Below are 22,300 nucleotides of genomic sequence, written 5' to 3'. Positions count from 1 at the left end.
CGGTGACCAGCGAGGACCAGATCGAGGCTGGTCCCGGTCAGAGGTGCGGCGCGACCTCGGCGGCGACCAGCGCCAGGTGGTCGAGGTCGGTCAGGTCGAGCAGCTGCAGGTAGATCCGGCTGGCGCCGGCGCCGCCCGGGCCGTAGGCGGTGAGCTTCTCGACCACTTCGGCCGGGGTGCCGGCCAGGCCGTTCTCCCGCAGCTCGCCCAGGTCCCGGCCGATCCGCTCGGCACGGAGCTTCAGCTCCGCCTCGTCCCGGCCGCAGCACAGCACCAGGGCGGCCGAGTAGACCAGCTCGTCCGGGTTCCGGCCGGCGGTCTCGGCGGCCTGGCGGACCCGGGCGAACTGGGCCGCGGTCCGGTCCGCCGAGGCGAACGGCACGTTGAACTCGGACGCGTACCGGGCCGCGAGCGCCGGTGTCCGGGTCGCACCGTGGCCACCGATGATGATCGGCGGGTGGGGCCGCTGGACGGGCTTGGGCAGCGCCGGGCTGTCGGTCAGCGTGTAGTGCTCGCCCTGGTGGGAGAACGACTCACCGACGGGTGTCCCCCACAGCCCGGTGATGATCGCGAGCTGCTCGGTCAGCCGGTCGAACCGCTCGGTCGTGGCGGGGAACGGGATGCCGTAGCCCGCGTGCTCCTCGGTGAACCACCCGGCGCCAAGGCCCAGCTCGACCCGTCCGCCGCTCATCTCGTCGACCTGGGCGACCGAGATGGCCAGCACACCCGGCAGCCGGAAGGTCGCGGACGTCACCAGGGTGCCCAGCCGGATGCGGCTGGTCTCCCGGGCGATGCCTGCCAGGGTGATCCAGGAATCGGTCGGCCCCGGCAGCGGGCTGCCCGGGCCCATCCGCAGATAGTGGTCGGAGCGGAAGAAGGCGTCGAACCCTCCCTCCTCCGCCGCCCGGGCCACGGCGAGCTGCTGCGCGTAGGAAGCGCCCTGCTGAGGCTCGATGAACACTCGGAGATCCATGTACCTACCCTGTCAAACTCGTTCGGTGCCGCGACGGACGGGAGCGCCGGCCGCGGCACGTGTCCGGCTCCGGCGCCCCCGGTTGCGGCTCGTCTCAGGCTCTGGTCGGGGTCGTCAGCGCGAGGGCAGGCCGAGGCGTTCGAGGATCTCGCGCAGCCGGTGGCGGCCCGCCATCGAGTCCGGGCCGGCGAGGCGGGACAGTGCCCGGTCACTCCAGTTGCCGTCGAGGCCGAACCGGGCGTTGTAGGCGGACAGCCGCTCGTCGTAGGCCTGGATGTGCGCGTCCGCGGCGACGTCGTAGCGCTCCCGGTGCAGGACCGCCTCCCGCGGCAGCCGCGGCTTGACGTCCGCCGCCTCGGTGGGGTCGGGTGTGCCGACGGCCAGCCCGAAGGCGGCGACCGCGTGTGGCGGAAGGCCCAGCTCGGCCGCGATCTCCTCGGGCTGGTTGCGGACGGCGCCGACGAACACGGTGCCCAGGCCGAACGACTCGGCGGCGACCGCGGCGTTCTGGGCGGCCAGCGCCGTGTCGACGAAGCCGACGATCGTGGTCTCCAGGTAGTCCACGGCGCCGACCTGCGTCCCGGCCCGCTCGGCCAGCCGGTGCACCCGGCTGAGGTCGGCGATCCAGACCAGGAACAGCGGGGCCTGCGCGATGAACGCCTGGTTCCCGGCGAGCGCGGCCAGCCGGGCCCGGCGCTGCGGGTCGCGCACCGCGACGACGCTCCACACCTGCAGGTTGGACGACGTCGACGCGGACTGTGCCGCGGTCACGATGGCGGCCAGCTCATCGTCACTGACGTCGCGTGGCCCGAACCTGCGGACCGAGCGATGCGCGAGCTGCACCCTGAGCACGTCGTTGATCGCGTCGAGCTTCGCGGCGGGATCGCCGTAGCGGGCGGCGGCAGGCATCGGGCGCGGACCTCACAGGAGTCGTCAGTGGTGTGGAGCGGGCGACCAACAGTAAAATCATATTCTCGATCGACTTATTGTAGATTGCCGATGACCGACTGACCCCCGAGAAGCTGGTTACTCCGGCAGCTCCGGGCGGAGGGAACTCCGGCCACGGCCCACCCGGGATCGCCCGGCCGACCTGTTGGCAGGCCGACCTGCTGACCTGCGACAGGAGATGACCCGCGGCTCTCGCGTGTGACGCGCACCTCGTCGTAAGGTACGGATCATGGTCGTGGCACGGCAGCGGGCCCGGGACGCCGGCGCTAGGTTACGTGCCCTGGTGGTCGACGACGAGGCGCCCGCGCTCGCCGAACTGCGCTGGCTACTCGAACAGGACGCCAGGGTCGGCCAGGTCTGCGCGGCGGGCAGCTCGGAGCAGGCCCTGCGCCTGCTCGACACCGTGCCCTTCGACGTGGTCTTCTGCGACATCCGGATGCCGGGCCTGGACGGGCTCGGCCTCGCCCGGGTGCTGGCCCGGTTCTCCGAGCGCCCGCAGGTCGTGTTCGTCACCGCCTACGACCGGCACGCCATCGACGCCTTCGAGGTGCGGGCCACCGACTACCTGCTCAAGCCGGTGCGGCCGGAACGGCTGGGCGAGGCCGTCCGCCGGGTGCTGGACGCCGCCGGCAGCCGCGACGCCACCCCGGCCGACGACGACGAGACGATCGCCGTCGAGCTCGGCGGGGTGACCAGGTTCGTCCACCGCTCCGAGGTCACCTATGTGATCGCCCACGGTGACTACGTCCGGCTGTACACCTCGGCCGAATCCCACCTGCTGCGGGTTCCGCTGACCACGCTGGAACAGCGGTGGGCGGCGGCGGGCTTCGTCCGGATCCACCGCAGCGCGCTGGTCGCCCTCGGCGCGGTCGACGAGTTGCACAGCGACGAGGGCCGCTGCTCGGTGCGGATCGGTGAGCGGGTGCTCGCGGTCAGCCGCCGCCACACCCGGGAGCTGCGGGACCGGCTGGTCCGGGCCGCGAGCCCCGGCCGAGACCCGAGCCGAGACCCCGGCCGGGAACAGAGCAGCCGGGAGCAGAGCCGAGGCCGGGAGCGTGCCACCTGACCGCGGCCGGGTCACCAGACCCACTCGGCCCGTCGGCTCTGGTGGAGCCCGGGCCGCGCGGGACCTCTGGGCCGCCGGGGGCGCCGGGGCTGTGCGGGCCGCCGGGCCGAGGCGGACACTCACCGCGGGTGCGGGTCACCTCCCCACGGATGTCGGCGGCCGTCGCCAGGCCGGCCCCGCGGCCGCACGCCGCCCGGGACGTCGACGAGTCGACCGGGGTGCGCGAGGTCTACCTGCGTTCGTTGCTGCGGGTACAGCGCCGACTCGCGCTCGGTGTGCTCGGCGTGGTGGCCCTGCCGCTGGCGGCGGTGCCGGTGGTCTTCACGCTGGTGCCCGCGCTGTCGTCGGCCCGGGTCGCCGGGCTGCCGCTGCCCTGGCTGCTGCTCGGTGTGGCGGTGCATCCGCTGCTGCTCGCGGCGGCCGCCTGGTACGTCCGGCGGGTGGAGCGGATGGAGGCGGACTTCACGGACCTGCTGTCCGGCGACGGCGACGGCTATCCCTGCAGCAGCGACCGCGACAGCGACCGTTGATGCCGGCCACCGCCGGACTGATCCGGTGACCCAGGCGATCGCGGTCGTCCTCGTCTGCGCGGCGACCGTCGCCGTCGGTGCGCTGGGGCTGCGGCTGTCCCGCACCACCAGCGACTTCTATGTCGCGAGCCGCATGGTCAGCCCGCGCTGGAACGCCTCGGCGATCGGCGGCGAGTACCTGTCCGCGGCCAGCTTTCTCGGGGTCGCCGGCCTGGTGCTCGCCGCCGGCACCGACATGCTCTGGTACCCCGTCGGCTACACCGCCGGGTATCTGGTGCTGCTGGTGCTCGTGGCGGCTCCGCTGCGCCGCTCCGGCGCCTACACGCTGCCCGACTTCGCCGAGATCCGGACGTCGTCGCCGGCCGTGCGCCGGGCCGCGTCGCTGCTGGTCGTCGGCATCGGCTGGCTGTACCTGCTGCCCCAGTTCCGCGGCGCGGGGCTGACGCTGCGCACCGTCTCCGGCGCCCCGAGCTGGGTGGGCTCCACGGTCGTGGCCGTCGTCGTCGTGGCGAGCGTGGCCGCCGGCGGGATGCGCTCCATCACCCTGGTGCAGGCGTTCCAGTACTGGCTGAAGCTGACCGCGATCGCCTTCCCCGCGCTGCTCCTGATCGTCGCGTGGGGCGCCGACGGCGCTCCCGACCCGGTGGCCGACCGGCCGCCGGTCGCCGCCGACACGATCACGGTCACGCTGGCCGACCCCGTCCGGGTGCAGGTGGACGTCCCGGTCACCCTCACCGTCGACGGGACGGTCGACGGGGCGCCGGCCCGGGGCGCGCTGCCGTTGCCGGCGCCGGGCCAGCTGACGTTCGGCGCCGGGACGACCATCGTCATCCCGGCCGGTGCCGTGGTGCCGCGTGCCGAGGACGTCCCGGCCGGCGACGGTGCGAGCTGGGTGGCACCCGTCGCGGCCGACGGCGCCGACGACCACCCGGTGTACCGGACGTACTCACTGCTGCTCGCCCTGCTGCTGGGGACGATGGGGCTCCCGCATGTGATCGTCCGCTTCTACACCAATCCCGACGGCCGGGCGGCCCGGCGGACCGCCGCGGTCGTCGTCGGGCTGCTCGGGGTGTTCTACCTGTTCCCACCGGTCTACGCCGCCCTCGGCCGGATCTACGCCCCCGACCTGCTGCTCACCGGACGCACCGACGCGGTCGTCCTGCTGCTGCCGGAGCGGATGCTGCCGGCCCCATGGGGCGAGGCGATGTCGGCGCTGGTGACGGCCGGCGCGTTCGCCGCCTTCCTGTCGACGGCGAGCGGGCTGACAGTCTCCGTCGCCGGTGTCCTCAGCCAGGACCTGCTACGCGGGCGGGCCCGCGCGAGTGTCGCCGGCTTCCGGGCCGGCTCGCTGATCGCTGTCGTGGTGCCGGCCGCGCTGTCCCTGCTGACGGTGCGGGTGGGCCTCGCCGACACGGTCGGCCTCGCGTTCGCGATGGCGGCGTCGACGTTCTGCCCGCTGCTGGTCCTCGGCATCTGGTGGCGGCGGCTGACCGCGGCGGGTGCGCTGGCGGGCCTGGCCACCGGCGGCCTGCTGGCCGGCACGGCGGTGATCGTGACGATGACGGGCATGGACGTCCCCGGGGTCGCGGGCGTGCTGTTGGCCCAGCCGGCGGCGTGGACGGTACCGCTGGCCTTCGTGGTCACGATCGCCGTCTCGCTGCTCACCCCGGGATCGGCCCCGGCCGACGCGGCGCGGGTACTGGTGCGCCTGCACGCCCCCGAGCGGCTGGCGCTCGCGACCCAACCGATGAACAGGCGGACGGCCACTAGCCTCTGACGAACTGCTCGCGGTATTCGGGCAGACGTGCGGGTTCCGCAGGCTGCGGATCTCCCGTCAGTGTGGCGGCGCAGATCCACTGCGCGTAGACGATGACGTCGATCGCGGCATGACAGAGGTCGCGATCCTCGTTGCCCCGACTCCCCGCGACGCCGCGCAGGATGTCGGACAGCATCAGGAGCCGCGGGCCGTACTGGTCCTGCGGCCGGGTGATCATCGCGAGCTGCGCGATGCGGGCCGCGAGCTCGGTGACGTCGGCGTCGAAGGCCCGTCGCCACCCGGGGCTGCCGAGCTGCCGCCCGTGGATGCTCTGCTGACGCTCGTGAAGTTCCAGCCAGAGGCCCTTGACGACCTCTCGGGCCACGCTGTGTCGCTCTTCCGCGCGATTCATCCGTAGCTGCACATACGAGCCGAAGATGGTGAGGCCCGACCCGACCACAGCGCCGAGAACCGCGCTGACCACCACGTCGATCACGCCTCAGGCCTCCGGAAACGGGCGCCGCCCCCGGGCACCGTCCGCCGGCAGGCTCCGCCGGGTGAGGGACAACAAGCCAGGTGCGACGTAGCCGACACCCGTCGCATATTAAACGATCAGCTCTCCCGCCAGGTGATCGATCGGAACGTCGCGGCGCCGTTCGTCGCGGGAAAGGGACCGTTCGTCGACGGTCCGCGGACCGTCGAACGCCCCACGGGTGCCGCCGGTCGCAGCGCCCGGCGTGGTGCCTTCACGGGCAGGTGCGCGGCCGTGACAGTCGTCCGGAGGCGACAGGGAGATCACCTGTCGTCAACCGGGGGACGGACCGCACCGAGAGGGGAGACCGTGAGTACGACGCAGCTCGCGCCGGGCGATGACGGCGCGACGACCAGTGGGGCGTTAGGAGCTGGGACCGGGCCGGCATCCGCACCCACCTACGCGGAGATCCAGCGCAGCGCCGAGTTCGCCGACCTTCGGCGTCGGTTCCGCCGGTTCGTCTTCCCGCTGACCGCGCTGTTCCTGGTGTGGTACTTCCTTTACGTTCTGCTTGCCGCGTTCGCGCCCGGGTTCATGGGTCACGAGCTGTTCGGGAACATCAACGTCGGGCTGCTGTTCGGGCTCGGCCAGTTCGTCTCGACGTTCGCGATCACGATGATCTACGCCCGCTGGGCGGGGCGGACGTTCGACCCCGCCGCCGAGGCGCTGCGTGCCCGCTTCGAGGCCGGCCGGCCGGCGGAGACCGGGCGGCTCGCCGAGACGGGGCAGCCGGCATGAGCGCGCTCGGTGCGGCCGCCGCCGGCACCACCGTCTCGCCGGGGTCGGCGCTGCTCGCCGCCGACACCGTCGGCAAGCCGGCGGTCAACATCACGATCTTCGCCCTGTTCGTCGTGATCACACTGGTGATCGTCATCAGGGTGTCGCGCGGCAACCGGACCGCCGCCGACTTCTACGCCGGCGGTCGGGCCTTCTCCGGGCGGCAGAACGGCATCGCCATCTCCGGGGACTACCTCTCGGCGGCGTCGTTCCTCGGTATCGCCGGGGCCATCGCGCTGCAGGGCTACGACGGCTTCCTCTACTCGATCGGCTTCCTCGTCGCCTGGCTGGTGGCGCTGCTGCTGGTCGCGGAGCTGCTGCGCAACACCGGCCGTTACACGATGGCGGACGTCCTGAGCTTCCGGCTGCGGCAGGGACCGATCCGGACGGCGGCGGCGGCCTCCACCCTGGCGGTGAGCTTCTTCTACCTGCTCGCGCAGATGCCCGGTGCCGGCGGCCTGGTCAACCTGCTGCTCGGCGTCTCGGGTGAGACCGGACAGAACGTGACGATCGCCGTCGTCGGCGTCCTGATGATCGTGTACGTCCTCGTCGGCGGGATGAAGGGGACGACCTACGTCCAGATCATCAAGGCGGTGCTGCTGGTCGTCGGTGCCGCGGTGATGACCTTCTGGGTGCTCGGCAAGGCCGGGTTCGACCTGTCGTCGCTGCTCGGCGACGCGGTGGCGGCCAGCCCCAAGGGCGAGGCGGTGCTCGACCCGGGAGTCAAGTACGGCATCTCGAACCTCACCAAGATCGACTTTGTGTCGCTCTCGCTGGCGCTGGTGCTCGGCACCGCGGGCCTGCCGCACGTGCTGATGCGCTTCTACACCGTGCCGTCGTCCCTGGAGGCCCGGCGCAGCGTCGTCTGGGCGATCTGGATCATTGGCTGCTTCTACCTGTTCACCCTGGTGCTCGGCTACGGCGCGATGTACCTGGTCGGGGCGGACAAGATCAACGCGGCCCCGGGCAAGGCGAACTCGGCGGCGCCGCTGCTCGCCTTCGAACTGGGCGGGACGTTCCTGCTCGGCATCATCGCGGCGGTGGCATTCGCGACGATCCTCGCGGTCGTCGCCGGCCTGACGATCACCGCGAGCGCGTCGTTCGCACACGACGTCTACAACAACGTCATCAAGAAGGGTGCCGCCGACCCGGAGTCGGAGGTGAAGGTCGCCCGGATCACCGCCGTCGTCATCGGCGTCGTCGCGATCGTCGGCGGCATCTTCGCCAAGGACCAGAACATCGCCTTCCTGGTGGCGCTGGCCTTCGCGGTCGCCGCGTCGGCGAACCTGCCGACGATCCTGTACTCGCTGTTCTGGAAGGGCTTCACCACCCGCGGGGCGCTGTGGAGCATCTACGGCGGCCTGACCTCGGCGATCGTGCTGATCGCGTTCTCCCCGGTCGTCTCCGGCAAGGTGGACGCGACCGGCGCCAGCGCATCCATGATCAAGGACACCTCGGTCGACTTCTCCTGGTTCCCGCTGGAGAACCCGGGCCTGGTGTCGATCCCGCTGGCGTTCCTGCTCGGCTGGCTCGGCTCGGTGACCTCCCGCGAACCGCTCAACGCGGAGAAGTTCGCCGAGATGGAGGTCCGGTCGCTGACCGGTGCCGGCGCGGAGAAGGCGACGGCCGCGGCCCACTGATCCAGGTCCACCGGTCGGGCTGGCCGGCCCGACCGGTGGACCTGGGCCCGCTGGTGCTCCACGGTAGTGAGAAGACCATCAGCGAGCCCAGGTGCCCGGGTCGCCGGGGCCGGGGCCCCGCCGGATTCAGCCCAGCTTCGGCAGGTAGTGCTTCGCGAACACCTCGACGACGCCGACCCACCTGTCGAAGCTCAGGTCGTCCCATACCGGGACGTCGATGTCGGCCATGAGGTCCCGGTACTCGAAGACCGCGAGTCCCGCACCCGTCGCCTCGTCGTGATCCATCGGGAACGCGCCCATGCCGTAGTAGGCCGTCTTGTCCTCCTGCGACTGCGGGAACCGATCGAGATACTGCCGGTCCCGGCCGCGGAAGCCGGGTGGTGGGGAGGCGACGTCCTTGCGGAGCCCGTCGCGGCGGGTGTCACCGAACCTCACCGACTCCCACCACTGCGCGACCGTCGGACCGTGCTCCAGGAGCGTCCAGGTGACCGGGCCGCGGACAAGGTCCTTCTCCGGTTTCTTCGCCGGCTTCCACTCGTCCAGTTCCACCCCGTCGATGTCCAGCCGGGCCCGGACGTCGGCCGCGGCGGGATCGATGCGGTAGGGCAACGGGAACAGCCGAACCTGGTTGATGTCACCCTGGTTCGCGGGCCAGAGCACCTCGGTCGCGGGCCGGGCCAGGATCTCGCGCTCGGGCTCCGACAGGGACCGGAACATCGAGTGGAAGTCGGTGCGGTGCAACACCGCGAACATGCTTTTCGGGGAGTCCGAGTTGACCAGGACGCGGCAGGTCGCCGGCGGTGCCGGCAGCTTGCGAACCCGCTGGTTGACAGCTCGGACGGACGCGTTGCCACTGAAGTCGAAATACGCCGTGCTGTCGGTGAGGTCCGCGTTCACCCCGTACGGATCATCGAAACAACCCGGCTCCGCGTCGGTCGCCCGAAGCAGGAAGAGATGGCAGGCGGTCAGGAAACCGCGCAGGCTCGGGAACGCCTTCGCGGCCTGATAGCCGGGCAGCTCAGCGAACGGCGCCATCCTGTCGACTTCCCGCTTCACCTGGTCGCGCCGTTTGCTCCGCTCCCAGACCTTGGACAGCAGGGCCTCGAACCCGGCGAGCGGCACGCCCACCGTCCCCTGCGCCTGCGCGTGGAAGCCGTCGTCGTAGAACCTGATCGCGCAGTCCTTCAGCCACACGCCGCCCGCCGTGACGTCGCCCCGTCTGTAGAGCACAGCGCCTGACCCGCGCCGGGATTCCTCCTGCAGCGCCCTGGCGAGATCAACGGCGGCCTGGGCCGCCGTGACCGCCTCCCTGACGGTGGCCCGCGCCGGGGTGACGAACTCCAGATCGGCGCTGGCCTTCGGGCGACGGGACTCGTCACCCTCCAGCGTGGTCCCGGTGGCATCATGCCGCCAGGCCGTCTCCCGCTCCCTTATACCGGGCCCCGCGGGAATCGGAAAGCCTGTGGGAATCGCCTCGAACGCGTTCGCGGTCTGAAACTCGAATCCAAACATGCCTGATCCCCCTCGACCTCGGGCGCCCGGCCCGCCCCCGATCTCACACCATAGAGGTGCGAGCAAACCGGATTCATGACATTGCCGGACCCGGAGTTCTTCGGTCGGCGTGGTTACCCGGGGGCCCGGCCCCAGGCGATGGCCGTGGCGAAACCGACGTCGAAGAAGGACGGGTCGGCGAGCCGGTCGAGCGCCTCGTCCAGCGCCGCGTCGGAGGCAAGCCGAAGATCACGGATGCGGGGACGCAGTCGGTTCAGTGTCAGGGTCCAGCAGCGCGCCGAGGCGTTCCCACCGCCGGTCGTCGGCAGATGGACGGTCATTCCGACCTCGACGAGGCCCCGGCTGCGCAGCGGCTCCGGGAACCGACGCGCCCAGGTGGAATCGGTGCCGATGGTCTTCGCGAGCACCTGCTCGATGCCGAGCATGGCCTCGCGGAACGCCGGGTGTGGTGACGAATCGACGGGAAACCCGGCGAGTGATTCCAGCACGAGGACCCCGCCGGGCTTCAGCCAGGTGCGAAGGCGGTCGAGAACCGCCTCCCGTTCGCGCAGATGCTCCAGCACGAACCTGGCGTGGACGAGATCGAACGGCCGGCCGCCCGGCAACGGATCCCGGGTGATGTCGTGCCGAAGGACGGTCAGCCGCGGTGCGACCAGCTCCGTCAGATGACGGGTGTCGACGTCGGTCGCGATGACCTCACCCGCGATGACCTCACCCGCGACGGGCCCACCTCCGACGGTCTTGCCCGCGGCGGACAGGCCGGCGACGCGGTCGGCGAGCCACGCGGCGATCGAGCCACCGCCGGCACCCACCTCCAGGCATCGCCAGCCGGCGGCGACGCCGAGCTCGTCGAGAATGCGCGTCGTCGTCGGGTCGCAGACCTCCGCCATGGCCGCGAGCCGGCTGCGTTCGGCCTCGTCCGGGCCGCCGAGCACGTCATCGGCGTACCGGAGAATCCGCTGACTATCCATTCGGTTCCGTGTTCGGCTGTGTGAACAATCCGTCAAGCATGACCGTGACCAGCTTCCGCATGGCGGCGGCATGCTGCTCGTCGTCGCGCTGCTCGTCGTCGCGCTGCCCGTCGTCGCGGGACGCGCTGGTCGTGTCGGCTGCCCCGCCGGTGATGGCAGTGATGTGGGGGGCCTGCGCACTGGCGGTGGCCGCGAGGTCGAGCGAGATGAGAATGAGCGCGAGGTCGGCTGCGGTGACATCCGGACGGACATCTCCGTCACGCTGCGCCCGGTGCAGGGCCGGGGTGAGGATGCCGATCCATCGCTCGAAATACCGTTGCTGGTCGTGCTCCGGGAGCTCACGCATGAGCGCGACCAGCGGACGCATGGACGTCATCGTGGTCGCCGCCCAGTGCAGCAGGTCCCGGAACGAACGGCCTTCCTCCTCCGCCGCTTCGACAGCGTGGCGCAACGCCTCGAAATACTCCTCCGCCACCGCCACCGCCATCGCCCGCCGGTCCGGGAAGTAGCGGTAGACAGTCGCCCGGCCGAGGCCCGCCCGCTGCGCGATCTCGTGGAGTGGCACCAGCCGCGGCGAGTTGTCGGTGAATGCCTCGTCCGCGGCCCGAAGGATGGCCGTTCGGTTCCGCCGGGCATCCGTTCGCCGCGGCGCGGATAAGGGGCGGTGGCCTCGCTGCGACATGACGGCATGGTACTCGCGGTGAGACCCAAGGTCTCTTTCCGTTCTCAATCGAGCATCCTACGATCCGAATGCCACGCACCATCCAGGGCTGCCGGGGTTTTCAGCCTGAAAAAGGTGTGGCCGGCGTGAAACCTTCACGCGGGAGACAGGGAGGGCGTGCGGTTCATGGGGAGACGCCGGCCGACTTCCGCGGCGGTCTCGGCGCTCGTCGCGCTCGCCACGCTCGCGGCCGCCGTTCTCACCGGTCCCGAGACGGCCGCAGTGGCCACCGTGAACACGGACTGCCCGGGATCCCACTGGGTGGCCAGCTGGGCCGCAAGCCCCACCGACTCGCTCGTTGCGGTGGATGCCACCGGGGGGCGTTCACCCTCGGCGCTCACGGATCAGACAGCACGCATGGTGGTGACTCCCCACCTGGGCGGGTCCAGCCTTCGGATCCATCTGTCGAACCGTTTCGGCTCGTCAGCGGTGACGTTCGGCCGGGTCACGGTCGGGGTGCGGACGAACGGCGCGGCGGTGGCCGGCGTCGTGCCGGTGACGTTCGGGACCGCGCCGTCCGTGACGGTTCCCTCCGGCCAGGACGTGACAAGCGACCCGGTCACGCTCACCTTCTCCGCGTTCACGCCGCTCGCGGTGAGCATCTTTGTCCCTGGCGTGGTGAACGGTCCCACGAAGCACTGGAACGCCAATGCGACGTCCTACTATTCGGCGGCACGCAGCGGTGATCTCAGCACACAGCCCGGCGGCGCCGGTTTCACCGCGACCACCGGTGCCTGGCTGTTCGTCGACGGGGTCGACGTCATGGCACCCGCCGGCATCCGTTCCGTCGTCGCGTTCGGTGACTCGATCACCGATGGTTTCGTCGGGGCGACCGCACTCACCGCTCCCGCGGATGCGTCCGTGGCCGACGCGAACGGGCGGTACCCGGATGTTCTTCAGCGTCGTCTGGACGACGCCGGGATCGGGCTCTCGGTCGTCAACGCCGGTATCAGCGGGAACCAGTTGCTCACCGACGGGCGGCCGTTCCACGCCGGGCCCAGCGGTCTGTCCCGTTTCGACATCGACGCCCTGGCGCAGGCCGGCGTCGGCGGCGTCCTGGTGTTGGAGGGCACCAACGATCTGGGACAGTCGAGCTCAACTCCTGAGCAGATCATCGCCGGTTACCTCCAGCTGATCGAGCGGACCCACGCGGCCGGTGCGAAGATCTGGCTCGGCACCCTGCTTCCGGCCTCCGACGCGCTCGTCGACGGCACCGTCCTCGCGCCGAACAGCGAGGACCACCGCCAGCGGGTCAACTCCTGGATCCGTGGCCAGACCCGAGCCGACGGTGTGGTCGACTTCGACGCGGCACTGCGTGATCCCGCGAATCCCGCGGTCCTGCGCGCGGACTACGCCTCCGTCGACAACCTCCACCCCAACCTGCAGGGTTACCGGGCCATGGCGAACGCCGTGAACCTCGCCCTGCTCGACACCGCCACCGGCGGCTGCCGGCAATAGCGCCCGCAGCGCCTTCCGCGTTCTCGGTGTTCTCGGTGTTCTCGGTGTTCCTGACGTTCCTGGCGTTCTCGGTGTTCTCGTGCTCCGACCTGCTATCTGAGCGTCCGGAAGAACTTCCGGACGTCGGAGACCAGAAGATCGGGCTGTTCCAGCGCGGCGAAATGCCCGCCGCGGTCGAACTCGCTCCACTGCCGCAGGTCGTGGTCCGTCTCGACCCATCGACGCCTGCCCAGCAGGATCTCGGCCGGGAAGCTGGCGACTCCCAGCGGCACCTCCCGGGTCGCCGGGGGGAGTACGGCCAGCGACGACATCGACTCGTAGTACATCCGGGCGGCGCTGCCGGCGGTGCCGGTAAACCAGTAGATGCTGACGTCGGTGAGGAGCTCGTCCGGAGTGATCGCGTCCTGCCAGCGACCGTCGTGGTCGGTCCAGGCCCAGAACTTCTCGGCGATCCAGGCCAGCAGCCCGACCGGCGAGTCCAGCAGGGCGTAGGCCAGGGTCTGCGGCCGGCTCGACTGGATGGCCAGATAGCCCTGGCCGGCGGCCATGTACTCCTCGCCGCGGGCCCGCTGCCGGGCCTCGTTCGGCGTCAGATCGGCCAGGTCGTCGGGCGCGCCCGACGGGAACGCCGGCAGCATGTTGACGTGCATGCCGACGACGCGTTTCGGGGCGAGGGCACCGAGATGCCGGGTCACCATGGACCCCCAGTCCCCGCCCTGCGCGCCGTAGCGGTCGTAGCCGAGCCGGGCCATGAGCTCGTCGAAGGCCTGCGCGGTCCGGCGGACATCCCAGCCGGCCTCCGTCGTCGGCCCCGAGAACCCGTACCCCGGCAGGGACGGAACCACGACGTGGAACGCGTCAGCCGGGTCGCCGCCGGTGCCCACCGGGTCCACCAACGGCTCGATGACCTTCACGAACTCGCTGACCGAACCGGGCCAGCCGTGCGTGAGCACCAGCGGCAGGGCCTCGGCGTGCGGTGAGCGGACGTGCAGGAAGTGCAGCTTCTGGCCGTCGATCACCGTGGTGAACTGGGGGAAGCCGTTGAGCTCCCGCTCGTGGCGGCGCCAGTCGTATCCGGCCGCCCAGTAGTGGGCGAGCCCGCGCACCGCGTCCAGGTTCGCGCCGTACGTCGAACCGGACCCGGGGATCTCCTCCGGCCAACGAGTCGCGAGAACCCGCCGCCGCAGCTCGTCCAGTTCGTGCTGTGGCACCTCGATCGTGAACGGCTCGACAGCGACGTTTCGCATCAAATATCCATATCAGGTGTGGCGGGTCGGCCGCGACCAGACCGGGGCCGTCGGGGTGACCCAGGGGTCCGTCCTCGACGCCCGGCGGTCACGACGTCGCGGACTTTCCGTTTCGATCTCGGTGGGACCGGCCGGCTTCGCCGCGGCTGAGGGCTCGGCCGGCGGCGCGCCCGGAGAAGATGCAGCCGCCGAGGAACGTGCCTTCCAGCGCGTTGTAGCCGTGCACGCCCCCACCACCGAAGCCGGCGACCTCACCAGCGGCGTACAGGCCGGGTACGGGGGTGCCGTCGGCGGCGAGGACCTGGGAGTCCAGGTTGGTCTGGAGGCCGCCGAGTGTCTTGCGGGACAGGATGTTCAGCCGGACGCCGATCAGCGGGCCGTGCGCGGGGTCGAGGATCCGGTGGGGTTTCGCGACCCGGAGGAACCGGTCGAGCCGGGGGCGGCGCCCGTTGTGGATCGCCATGATCTGGACGTCCTTGCTGAACGGGTTGTCGACCTCCCGGTCGCGGGCGACGATCTGCCGCTCGATCTCGGCCAGGTCCAGCCGCGGCCCGCGGGCGAGCCGGTTCATGGCGGCCACCAGCTCCGTCAGGCTGTCGGCGACGACGAAGTCCTCCCCGTGCCGCTTGAACGCCTCGACCGGCCCGGGCGCGCCCTTCGCGAGGCGCGAGCGGAGCAGGAACCCGATGTCGCGGCCGGTGATGTCGGGGTTCTGCTCGGAGCCCGACAGCGCGAACTCCTTCTCGATGATGGACTGCGTCAGGATGAACCAGGAGTAGTCGTGGCCGGTGGCGAGGATCTGCCGCATCGCCCCGATCGAGTCCGCTCCCGGCACGCCGGACATCCCGGTCAGCCGCCGGCCGGCCGCGTCGAACCACACCGACGAGGGCCCGGGCAGGATGCGGATGGCGTGATCCGCCCAGATGGGATCCCAGTTGTGGATGCCCTCGGTGTAGGCCCACATCCGGTCCCGGTTGACGACCCGCCCGCCGGCGCTCTCGGCGATGGCGAGCATGCGGCCGTCGACGTGGGCGGGGACACCGGCGATCATGTGCGCGGGAGCCGCGCCGACCCGCTCGGTCGGCCAGTAGCGGCGCATGAGCTCATGGTTGTGCCCGATCCCGCCGGACGTCACCACCACCGCCGACGCCCGGTGCTCGAACTCCCCGACCGCGGCCCGGGACGACGCGACCCCACGGGCGGCGTCGTCGGGCGCCAGCACGCTGCCACGGACGCCGACCACAGCGGGGCCGTCGAGGAGCAGCCCGTCGACCTGGTGACGGAAGGCGAACCGGACCAGCCCCTTCTTCTCCGCCGCCAGAACCGGGTTGGCGAAGACCTCCACGACCCCCGGCCCGGTGCCCCAGGTGATGTGAAACCGCGGGACGGAGTTGCCGTGCCCGGTCGCCGAGCCGTCGCCGCGCTCCGCCCAGCCCACCATCGGCAGCGTGCGCAGGCCCAGGTCATGCAGGTACTGCCGTTTTCCGGTGGCTGCCCAGTCGACGTAGGCCTGCGCCCAGCGCAGACCCCACGCGTCCTCGTCGGCGGGGCGATCGAAGGCGGCGGAACCGAGCCAGTCCTGCCAGGCGAGCTCGCGGCTGTCGCGGATGCCGATGCGCCGCTGCTCGGGGCTGTTCACGAAGAAGAGCCCACCGAGAGACCAGAACGCCTGCCCGCCCAGATTGTTACGGTTCTCCTGCTCGACCACCAGCACCCGTCTGCCGGCGCTCGTCAGCTCGTAGGCGGCGACCAGACCCGCCAGGCCGGCGCCGACCACGATGACGTCAGGCTCGAAGCTCACGAGCGCCTCCTGCGTGCACGGCCACGGACACGGATCACACGTGAACAGTCATTCTGGCCGTTCTCCGCTGCCGGCGCCGGTTCACACCTCCGCACCCGGTGTCGCCTTCACACCGGGCGATGCGGCGGAGACGCCCGCGGCGACCAAGGTCCGGATCGGTGTCGCGTCGCCGGTCTCCATGGCCTGGTCGATCAGCTCGCGCAGATCGACGGTCCGGCCGTCGGGTGCGACAAGCACAGCTGTCGTCCACCTGCTCGCCGACGTCCAGCCGGCATCGAGCAGGTCCGCGCTGATCACCTGGCCGAGACAGCCGGCGAGGACCGCCCGAGCCACCGCGTCCCGACCTGGCCACGTAATGGTGCTGACCGACGAGTCGATGCGACGGGCGAGGTCGCGCCAGTCCGTGCCCTCATCCGTGCCCGCTCCCGCGGCCCCGGTTCGCCGCTGCATGGACGCGGGTTCCAGGGCGTCGACCGCGGCGGCCACAGCCTCCGGCACGGTGTCGCGGCGCGTCGCCCTGCGCAGGGTCGTGCGCGCCTCGTCGATCGGCATGAGCACCTCGGCGGGGTCGTCCAGCACGCGGAGGGGACGAGGCACATCGTTCATGGAGCGGGTGAACAGCTCCCGGGGCGCCCACCGGTCAAGCTCTCCGGCCTGGTGGACGTGTACCGGATCGCCTCCGGAGGCCCCGAGCGCGGGGGCGACATCTCCGCCCGACAGCCCGGCGGCTTCCCCGAGCGCCGCCAGCCGCGGCGGCAGGGGAGGCCACGGGCTCGTAAGCCACGGATCCGCAGCGCCGTCCGTCGCGATCGCCGCCCAGAGCTGGCGAACAACATGCGGATCGTCCAGGGCCTCCTCGAGCGCCTCGAAGAGATCCCCCGGGAACCGCGACCGCGGGGCGAGAACCGCCACCCAGCGCCCGCCGAGGTGGTCGAAAGCCCCCGCCACCAGCGTCGCTCTGGTCAGGGCCGCACCGAGCGCGGCGACACCCAGGGCCTCGGCCGCCCGAGCGTCAGCCGCCGCCTCCACCGGCCAGCGGTACTCCGAGCTCGCGCGCAGCAGGGCGGCGGCCGCCGCCCTGCGCGGTGGGATCCGGCTGGTGAGAGCGCGCGCGGCCCGGTGACGCGAGGCGTCCAGCAGGTCGTGGCGCCGACCGGTCACCTGGTGCCGGGCGATCTCCCGGGCGACCACCGCTGTCAGCTGGGGCTCGGTCAGGCCGCGCACCAGCGGCCAGCCCACGAACAGCGTCGGCGACCACCCACCGAGGCCACGGCGAACCCACACCACGGGGATCGGCGTGAGCCGGATCGCGAGCGGGGCCTCGAAGCCCATCTGGCCGGCGGCCCGGCGCACCAGGGCGGTGAGCTCGGGCTCGTCCTCGGTGCTCACCGCCCGGCCTGGCGGCCGCAGGAACCCGACAACCGGTACCAGTACTGCGATCAGCACGCTGGCGGCCACCGCGATACCGAGGAACACGTCACGGATCATGAGTGTCAGAACGATGAAGAGCAGGTCCAGCAGCACCTGGGCGATCGCGGAGAACAGCCACAGGATGGCTGCCCAGCCAAACATGGCCAGAGACGCGTCGCCATCGGCTCGGGCGTGGGTTACCGGCCGCGGAACTGCGCTCATGAGAGAACCGGGCGGGGCATGGAATCCTCTTTCGGAAAGTTCAGATCGAACGCGCCGGCACGACGGTTGAGTCACCGCCGGCACGAGAGGTGGGAAGGCCCGGAACTCCGATGGGAGACGGGCGCGACGTCGAAGAATTCCATATGCCCCCGGGGAAGTCGGCACAACACGGCAGCGGACAACACAGAACGCTTCGCCGACCAGACTTCCCGGCACACCGGGAGCGACTTTAGCCGATTACCTGCGGGCCCACAAGGCCGGGTAGCCGACGATGCCTCGACCAGACATGATGCCGAGAGCGCACCCACCACGGGGCACCACTCGAAGATCATGGGATTTTCGTCGTAATGACGACCCGGATCCTCATGTCTTGTCTAGCCGCAACGGTTACCCGAGGTCACCGCTCGAAGATCATGGGATTTTGGTCGTTCCGACGACGGCGTTCCTCAATCCGTGCCCAGCAGCACGGCAGTCCGGGCTCGGACTTTTCGACGGGCTCTGGCGCGACCAGAATCCTCAGCTCCTCGCGCTCCGGCTACGGGCCGGGTGGAGGGCGTTACGGGCGCCGGCTCACGGCCCGCCGCTGAGAGTGTAGGCCACGACCCGGTCGTCGTCAGTCCGCAGATAAACCCCCATCGCGCAGGGAAGTGGCGAGTTTCCCCTCGTCCGGGCCTGTTCTGACAGGGGGTTCGCGTAGATGGACCAGCCGAGAGCGCCGAACCCGTAGTGGCCGACCTTCCGGATGGCCCCGTTCTCGAACGCTTCCGCCTCGGTCCAGGTGACCGGATCACCCGGGCCGAGGTAGGTGCGGCCGCAGTAGGTCACCCGGTCCGGCAGGCTCGACGACCACGGCCAGACATGGAAGCTCGCGCGACACCAGACAGCGAAGATGGCGGCGCCGACGAGAAACACCGCCAGGAGCGCCGAAAGTACGCCGATGACCAGACGGCGAGCTGGAAAGCCTCGTGACCTGTCGGAAGCGGAGCGGGCAATAGTCCGTTCGGACAAGAGGTGGCTCCCTAACGATTCCTGGCAGGAGATCAACTTTACCGTCGCTCCCGACCAGATGCGGTACTACGGGCGCAGCTCCGCTCCGCGCCGAGCACACTCGGCCCGCCGATCCGCGGCTTCCGCGCGGGCTCCACGAGCTGATGAAGAGGGAGACGTCCGCGACGCTGGACGAGGCCCTGACCGGTTCGGCTGCGATCCTCGTCTGGACCACACCCTCAGTGTCGATCACAGGCTGGGGGCTCGACGACCCGGAAGAAGGCAGCGGCGCATGATCGACCACCAGGTCCGGGTGTATCGCAGCGCGGAGCGGCTCGCGTCGCAGGAGCAGCTCGCGTGGAAGATCGCGGCGGTCGCCGCCGACCCGGTGGCGGTGGACGGCGACGTCGCCGAGATGGTGATCAACCGGGTCATCGACAACGCGGGGGTCGCCGCCGCCTCGCTGGCCCGCAGGCCGGTGGTCGCCGCCCGGGACCAGGCACTGCGCCACGCCCCCGCTCCCGGTCGGGATGGAGCCACTGTCTTCGGCCTGCCTGCGCGGGACCGGGTCTCCCCCGAGTGGGCGGCGTGGGCGAACGGTGTCGCGGTGCGCGAGCTGGACTTCCACGACACCTACCTTGCCGCGGACTACTCCCACCCCGGCGACAACATCCCGCCCGTCCTTGCGGTCGCCCAGCATCTCGGCCTCGACGGCCGGGCGCTCGTGCGCGGGATCGCCGCGGGCTACGAGATCCAGGTCGCGCTCGTCCGGGGGATCTGTCTGCACGAGCACCGGATCGACCACATCGCCCATCTGGGCCCGTCCGCCGCGGCCGGAATCGGCGCCCTGCTCGGCCTGCCGGCGGAGACGATCTGTCAGGCAGTCGGGCAGGCGCTGCACACCACGACGACGACGCGGCAGTCCCGCAAGGGCACGATCTCGTCGTGGAAGGCGTACGCCCCCGCGTTCGCCGGCAAGCTGGCGGTGGAGGCCGTCGACAGGGCGATGCGCGGCGAGGGGGCGCCCGCTCCGGCCTACGAGGGCGAGGACGGTTTCATCGCCTGGCTGCTGGGCGGGCCCGGGGCCGACTACACCGTCTCACTGCCCGCACCGGGCGAGGCCAGGCGCGCCATCCTGGAGACGTACACCAAGGAGCACTCGGCCGAGTACCAGAGCCAGGCGCTCATCGACCTCGCCCGCCGCCTCGGCCCGGCCATCGGCGACTTCTCCCGGGTCAGCGCGATCGTGCTGCACACCAGCCACCACACGCACAACGTGATCGGCTCGGGCGCGAACGACCCGCAGAAGTACGACCCGACGGCCACCCGGGAGACCCTCGACCACTCGATCCCCTACATCTTCGCCGTCGCCCTGCAGGACGGCGACTGGCACCACGAACGCTCCTACTCCCCCGACCGGGCCACCCGGCCCGACACCGTCGAGCTGTGGCGGAAGATCACCACCGTGGAGGACGAGGAGTGGACCCGGCGCTACCACTCCCCTGACCCGGCCGAGAAGGCGTTCGGCGCCCGGGTCGTCGTCGAGCTGGTCGACGGGACGACGATCACCGACGAGATCGCCGTCGCCGACGCGCACCCGCTCGGCGCCCGCCCGTTCGGCCGGGACTCCTACATCGGCAAGTTCCGCCGCCTCGCCGAGGGGGTCCTCCCGGCCGCGGAGCAGGACCGGTTCCTCGACACCGCCGTCCGGCTGCCCGAACTACGGCCCGACGAGCTCGCCGGGCTCACCATCACCCCGCAGCCGCCGCTGACCGCGAGTGGCACCGAGGGAATCTTCTAGCGGCAGTTCCAGCGGCCAGCCACGGTTCCACCAGGCAAGGGAGATCTCCGACCGATGCTGCACGCGAGAACGCCCGCCCATGCCCGCCGGGCCGCGCTACGCGAGGCGCTGCACTCCGGTGAGCTGCTGCGGTTCCCCGGCGCGTTCAACCCACTGAGCGCGGTGCTCATCACCGAGCTCGGCTTCGACGGCGTCTACGTCTCCGGCGCGGTGCTCTCCGCCGATCTCGCGCTGCCCGACATCGGCCTGACCACCCTCACCGAGGTCGCCAGCCGGGCCGGGCAGATCGCCCGGGTCACCGACCTGCCCACCCTCGTCGACGCCGACACTGGCTTCGGCGAGCCGATGAGCGTCGCCCGCACCGTCCAGACCCTGGAGGACGCCGGTCTCGCCGGCTGCCACCTGGAAGACCAGGTCAACCCGAAACGATGCGGGCACCTCGACGGCAAGGCGGTCGTGCCCATCGCCGAGATGGTCCGGCGCATCGGAGCGGCCGTCGCCGCCCGCCGCGACGAGAACTTCGTCCTCTGCGCCCGCACCGACGCCCGCGCGCTCGAGGGCCTCGACGGCGCCATCGAACGGGCCCGCGCCTACGTCGACGCCGGGGCCGACATGATCTTCCCCGAGGCGATGGCCGACGCGGCCGAGTTCGAAGCCGTCCGGCGGGCTGTCGACGTGCCGATCCTCGCCAACATGACCGAGTTCGGCAAAAGCGAGCTGCTCACCGCCGACACCCTGCACTCGGCCGGCGTGAACCTGGTCATCTACCCCGTCACCCTGCTGCGCCTCGCCATGGGCGCCGTCGAGGACGGCCTGCGCCGGCTGCTCGCCGACGGCACCCAGGCCGGCCTCGTCGACCGCATGCAGACCCGTGCCCGGCTCTACGAACTGCTGGACTACCCCGCCTACAACAGCTTCGACACCAACATCTTCAACTTCCGGATCTGACCGGTCCGGACTTTTCGCCTGGAACGACGGGACGTGGACGACGCCGCCGACGGGTCGGACAACAGGCGCCGATCCAGATGCGACAGAATCGCATCTGTGACGACCATGAAGCAGGACACGGGGCTGGCTGTCCGGTGGGACGCCGCCGCGGGAGCCGCTGGTGACATGGCCCTCGGCGCGCTCCTCGACGCCGGCGCGCCGCTGGAGTTCGTGCGCGGGCAGCTCGACGCGCTCGGGCTGGATGGATGGTCGCTGAGCGTGGAGCCGGCGAAGCGCGCGGGCCTCGCGGGCACCTTCGCCAGGGTGCGGGTGCAGCCGGGCCCGGCGCACCGCCACTACGGGTGGATCCGCGAGCATCTGGCCACCGCGCCGCTCGCCCCGGGCGTCCGGGCCTGGGCACTGCGGATCTTCGCCGTGCTCGCCGAGGCTGAGGCGCACGTCCACCGGATCGACGTCGAACGGGTGCACTTCCACGAGGTCGGCGCGCTCGACGCGATCGTCGACGTGGTGGGCACCGCGGCGGCGCTGGACGCGCTGGGGGTGACGCGCGGCTACTGCTCGGGTGTCGTCACCGGTTTCGGGACGGTGTCCACTGCCCACGGTGTGCTGCCGGTGCCCGCCCCGGCCGTGACCGAGCTGCTGCGCCGGACCGGCATCCCGGCCTCGCCGGGAGAGATCGCCGCCGAGCGCCTCACGCCAACCGGAATGGCGATCATCGCGGCGACCTGCCAGGCCGACACCGCCGCAGCAGCCGCGCGGGTGTTCCCACCGCGGATGACCGTGGAGGCGATCGGATACGGCGCCGGCACCGCGGACCATCCCGGCCACCCGAACCTGCTGCGCGCGGTCGTGTGCCGTGTCGCCGCCACCCCGGCGGTCGACCTGGCTGATCTGGACAGCCTGCGTCAGCCGACCCGGGCCGATGACCGTGCCATCCAACGGCGGCCGCAGAGCGTCGGCCGGGCCGGCTCCGTCTGAGCCTGCCGCCCCCGCGTACCAA

General features: G+C 71.3%; 20 protein-coding genes. 10 read left to right on the top strand and 10 right to left on the bottom strand.

The genetic code is table 11. The annotated features are described in order from the left end of the window. Window positions 1-37: 37 nt before the first annotated feature. Window positions 38-973 carry an LLM class F420-dependent oxidoreductase gene (locus AWX74_RS16775; RefSeq protein ID WP_091277675.1) on the bottom strand — a complete coding sequence of 312 codons (936 nt, stop codon included), beginning with the start codon at window positions 971-973 and terminating at the stop codon, window positions 38-40. Window positions 974-1,087: 114 nt separating this feature from the next. Next, window positions 1,088-1,882, bottom strand: a complete 795-nt coding sequence (locus tag AWX74_RS16770) for an NADPH-dependent oxidoreductase (RefSeq protein WP_091277673.1) — start codon at window positions 1,880-1,882, stop codon at window positions 1,088-1,090. Between the two features lie 268 nt (window positions 1,883-2,150). Between AWX74_RS16770 and AWX74_RS16765 the strand changes: the two genes are divergently transcribed. The 3 genes from AWX74_RS16765 to AWX74_RS16755 all read left to right on the top strand — a co-directional run bounded on the left by AWX74_RS16765 (window position 2,151) and on the right by AWX74_RS16755 (window position 5,294). Continuing rightward, window positions 2,151-2,987 (top strand): LytR/AlgR family response regulator transcription factor, encoded by an 837-nt coding sequence (locus AWX74_RS16765; protein WP_226930822.1) that lies wholly within the window; start codon window positions 2,151-2,153, stop codon window positions 2,985-2,987. Window positions 2,988-3,115: 128 nt separating this feature from the next. Next, window positions 3,116-3,517, top strand: a complete 402-nt coding sequence (locus AWX74_RS16760) for a hypothetical protein (protein WP_091277671.1) — start codon at window positions 3,116-3,118, stop codon at window positions 3,515-3,517. A 25-nt stretch (window positions 3,518-3,542) separates the two neighbouring features. Further along, on the top strand, window positions 3,543-5,294 hold the full coding sequence (locus AWX74_RS16755; RefSeq protein WP_091277669.1) for a sodium/solute symporter: 1,752 nt from the start codon (window positions 3,543-3,545) through the stop codon (window positions 5,292-5,294). Here the strand turns inward: AWX74_RS16755 and AWX74_RS16750 are convergent. After that, complete coding sequence (locus AWX74_RS16750; RefSeq protein ID WP_091277668.1) at window positions 5,284-5,769, bottom strand: hypothetical protein; 486 nt, start codon at window positions 5,767-5,769, stop codon at window positions 5,284-5,286. The genes AWX74_RS16755 and AWX74_RS16750 overlap by 11 nt on opposite strands. Before the next feature lie 345 nt (window positions 5,770-6,114). Here AWX74_RS16750 and AWX74_RS16740 point away from each other — a divergent pair, with 345 nt between their 5' ends. Further along, the gene (locus AWX74_RS16740; RefSeq protein WP_091277664.1) at window positions 6,115-6,543 is read left to right on the top strand and encodes a DUF485 domain-containing protein; all 429 of its coding nucleotides are present in this window, start codon (window positions 6,115-6,117) and stop codon (window positions 6,541-6,543) included. Further along, complete coding sequence (locus tag AWX74_RS16735; protein ID WP_091277662.1) at window positions 6,540-8,222, top strand: solute symporter family protein; 1,683 nt, start codon at window positions 6,540-6,542, stop codon at window positions 8,220-8,222. Before AWX74_RS16740 ends, AWX74_RS16735 begins: the two co-directional genes overlap by 4 nt. Before the next feature lie 126 nt (window positions 8,223-8,348). Here the strand turns inward: AWX74_RS16735 and AWX74_RS16730 are convergent, their stop codons facing one another. The 3 genes from AWX74_RS16730 to AWX74_RS16720 all read right to left on the bottom strand — a co-directional run bounded on the left by AWX74_RS16730 (window position 8,349) and on the right by AWX74_RS16720 (window position 11,387). Then, window positions 8,349-9,734, bottom strand: a complete 1,386-nt coding sequence (locus AWX74_RS16730; protein ID WP_091277660.1) for a hypothetical protein — start codon at window positions 9,732-9,734, stop codon at window positions 8,349-8,351. 113 nt (window positions 9,735-9,847) lie between these two features. Then, complete coding sequence (locus tag AWX74_RS16725) at window positions 9,848-10,705, bottom strand: class I SAM-dependent methyltransferase (protein WP_091277658.1); 858 nt, start codon at window positions 10,703-10,705, stop codon at window positions 9,848-9,850. Next, window positions 10,698-11,387: a TetR/AcrR family transcriptional regulator gene (locus tag AWX74_RS16720; RefSeq protein WP_091277656.1), complete on the bottom strand. Its 690-nt coding sequence runs from the start codon at window positions 11,385-11,387 to the stop codon at window positions 10,698-10,700. Before AWX74_RS16720 ends, AWX74_RS16725 begins: the two co-directional genes overlap by 8 nt. 165 nt (window positions 11,388-11,552) lie before the next feature. On the opposite strand from AWX74_RS16720, the gene AWX74_RS16715 reads away from it, so the two are divergent. Continuing rightward, on the top strand, window positions 11,553-12,884 hold the full coding sequence (locus tag AWX74_RS16715; protein WP_091277654.1) for a GDSL-type esterase/lipase family protein: 1,332 nt from the start codon (window positions 11,553-11,555) through the stop codon (window positions 12,882-12,884). 92 nt (window positions 12,885-12,976) lie between these two features. On the opposite strand, the gene AWX74_RS16710 is transcribed toward AWX74_RS16715, so the two are convergent. From AWX74_RS16710 to AWX74_RS16695, 4 genes are all read right to left on the bottom strand, one after another. Next, window positions 12,977-14,131 (bottom strand): epoxide hydrolase family protein, encoded by a 1,155-nt coding sequence (locus AWX74_RS16710; RefSeq protein WP_091277651.1) that lies wholly within the window; start codon window positions 14,129-14,131, stop codon window positions 12,977-12,979. Window positions 14,132-14,219: 88 nt separating this feature from the next. Beyond that, window positions 14,220-15,932, bottom strand: coding sequence for an FAD-binding dehydrogenase (locus AWX74_RS16705; protein WP_091277649.1), 1,713 nt, complete (start codon window positions 15,930-15,932; stop codon window positions 14,220-14,222). Window positions 15,933-16,013: 81 nt separating this feature from the next. Then, window positions 16,014-17,564, bottom strand: a complete 1,551-nt coding sequence (locus AWX74_RS16700) for a hypothetical protein (RefSeq protein WP_193209651.1) — start codon at window positions 17,562-17,564, stop codon at window positions 16,014-16,016. A 570-nt stretch (window positions 17,565-18,134) separates the two neighbouring features. Beyond that, a complete protein-coding gene (locus tag AWX74_RS16695; protein ID WP_131799483.1) occupies window positions 18,135-18,572 on the bottom strand; it encodes a hypothetical protein in 438 nt (145 codons plus the stop codon). 143 nt (window positions 18,573-18,715) lie between these two features. Between AWX74_RS16695 and AWX74_RS42055 the strand changes: the two genes are divergently transcribed. The 4 genes from AWX74_RS42055 (at window position 18,716) to larC (ending at window position 22,278) form a co-directional block, all read left to right on the top strand. Continuing rightward, window positions 18,716-18,847 carry a hypothetical protein gene (locus AWX74_RS42055; RefSeq protein WP_278184633.1) on the top strand — a complete coding sequence of 44 codons (132 nt, stop codon included), beginning with the start codon at window positions 18,716-18,718 and terminating at the stop codon, window positions 18,845-18,847. After that, a complete protein-coding gene (locus AWX74_RS16690) occupies window positions 18,844-20,352 on the top strand; it encodes an MmgE/PrpD family protein (RefSeq protein ID WP_091277645.1) in 1,509 nt (502 codons plus the stop codon). The genes AWX74_RS42055 and AWX74_RS16690 overlap by 4 nt, the downstream gene beginning before the upstream one ends. Window positions 20,353-20,406: 54 nt before the next feature. Next, window positions 20,407-21,300 carry a methylisocitrate lyase gene (gene prpB / locus AWX74_RS16685; RefSeq protein ID WP_091277644.1) on the top strand — a complete coding sequence of 298 codons (894 nt, stop codon included), beginning with the start codon at window positions 20,407-20,409 and terminating at the stop codon, window positions 21,298-21,300. 105 nt (window positions 21,301-21,405) lie between these two features. Further along, the gene (gene larC / locus AWX74_RS16680) at window positions 21,406-22,278 is read left to right on the top strand and encodes a nickel pincer cofactor biosynthesis protein LarC (protein ID WP_226931641.1); all 873 of its coding nucleotides are present in this window, start codon (window positions 21,406-21,408) and stop codon (window positions 22,276-22,278) included. Window positions 22,279-22,300 lie beyond the last annotated feature (22 nt).

It is taken from the genome of Parafrankia irregularis, assembly GCF_001536285.1.
Lineage (GTDB): Bacteria > Actinomycetota > Actinomycetes > Frankiales > Frankiaceae > Parafrankia > Parafrankia irregularis.
This window is presented reverse-complemented; position numbering and strand designations above follow the sequence as displayed.

Excerpts from the sequence above, each read along its gene's own strand:
- AWX74_RS16770 (WP_091277673.1), bottom strand. The coding sequence starts at position 1,882 with ATGCCTGCCGCCGCCCGCTACGGCGATCCCGCCGCGAAGCTCGACGCG.
- AWX74_RS16720 (WP_091277656.1), bottom strand. The coding sequence starts at position 11,387 with ATGTCGCAGCGAGGCCACCGCCCCTTATCCGCGCCGCGGCGAACGGAT.
- AWX74_RS16690 (WP_091277645.1), top strand. The coding sequence starts at position 18,844 with ATGATCGACCACCAGGTCCGGGTGTATCGCAGCGCGGAGCGGCTCGCG.
- AWX74_RS16765 (WP_226930822.1), top strand. The coding sequence starts at position 2,151 with ATGGTCGTGGCACGGCAGCGGGCCCGGGACGCCGGCGCTAGGTTACGT.
- AWX74_RS16775 (WP_091277675.1), bottom strand. The coding sequence starts at position 973 with ATGGATCTCCGAGTGTTCATCGAGCCTCAGCAGGGCGCTTCCTACGCG.
- AWX74_RS42055 (WP_278184633.1), top strand. The coding sequence starts at position 18,716 with ATGAAGAGGGAGACGTCCGCGACGCTGGACGAGGCCCTGACCGGTTCG.
- AWX74_RS16710 (WP_091277651.1), bottom strand. The coding sequence starts at position 14,131 with ATGCGAAACGTCGCTGTCGAGCCGTTCACGATCGAGGTGCCACAGCAC.
- AWX74_RS16730 (WP_091277660.1), bottom strand. The coding sequence starts at position 9,734 with ATGTTTGGATTCGAGTTTCAGACCGCGAACGCGTTCGAGGCGATTCCC.
- prpB (WP_091277644.1), top strand. The coding sequence starts at position 20,407 with ATGCTGCACGCGAGAACGCCCGCCCATGCCCGCCGGGCCGCGCTACGC.
- AWX74_RS16735 (WP_091277662.1), top strand. The coding sequence starts at position 6,540 with ATGAGCGCGCTCGGTGCGGCCGCCGCCGGCACCACCGTCTCGCCGGGG.
- AWX74_RS16725 (WP_091277658.1), bottom strand. The coding sequence starts at position 10,705 with ATGGATAGTCAGCGGATTCTCCGGTACGCCGATGACGTGCTCGGCGGC.
- larC (WP_226931641.1), top strand. The coding sequence starts at position 21,406 with ATGAAGCAGGACACGGGGCTGGCTGTCCGGTGGGACGCCGCCGCGGGA.
- AWX74_RS16700 (WP_193209651.1), bottom strand. The coding sequence starts at position 17,564 with ATGAGCGCAGTTCCGCGGCCGGTAACCCACGCCCGAGCCGATGGCGAC.
- AWX74_RS16715 (WP_091277654.1), top strand. The coding sequence starts at position 11,553 with ATGGGGAGACGCCGGCCGACTTCCGCGGCGGTCTCGGCGCTCGTCGCG.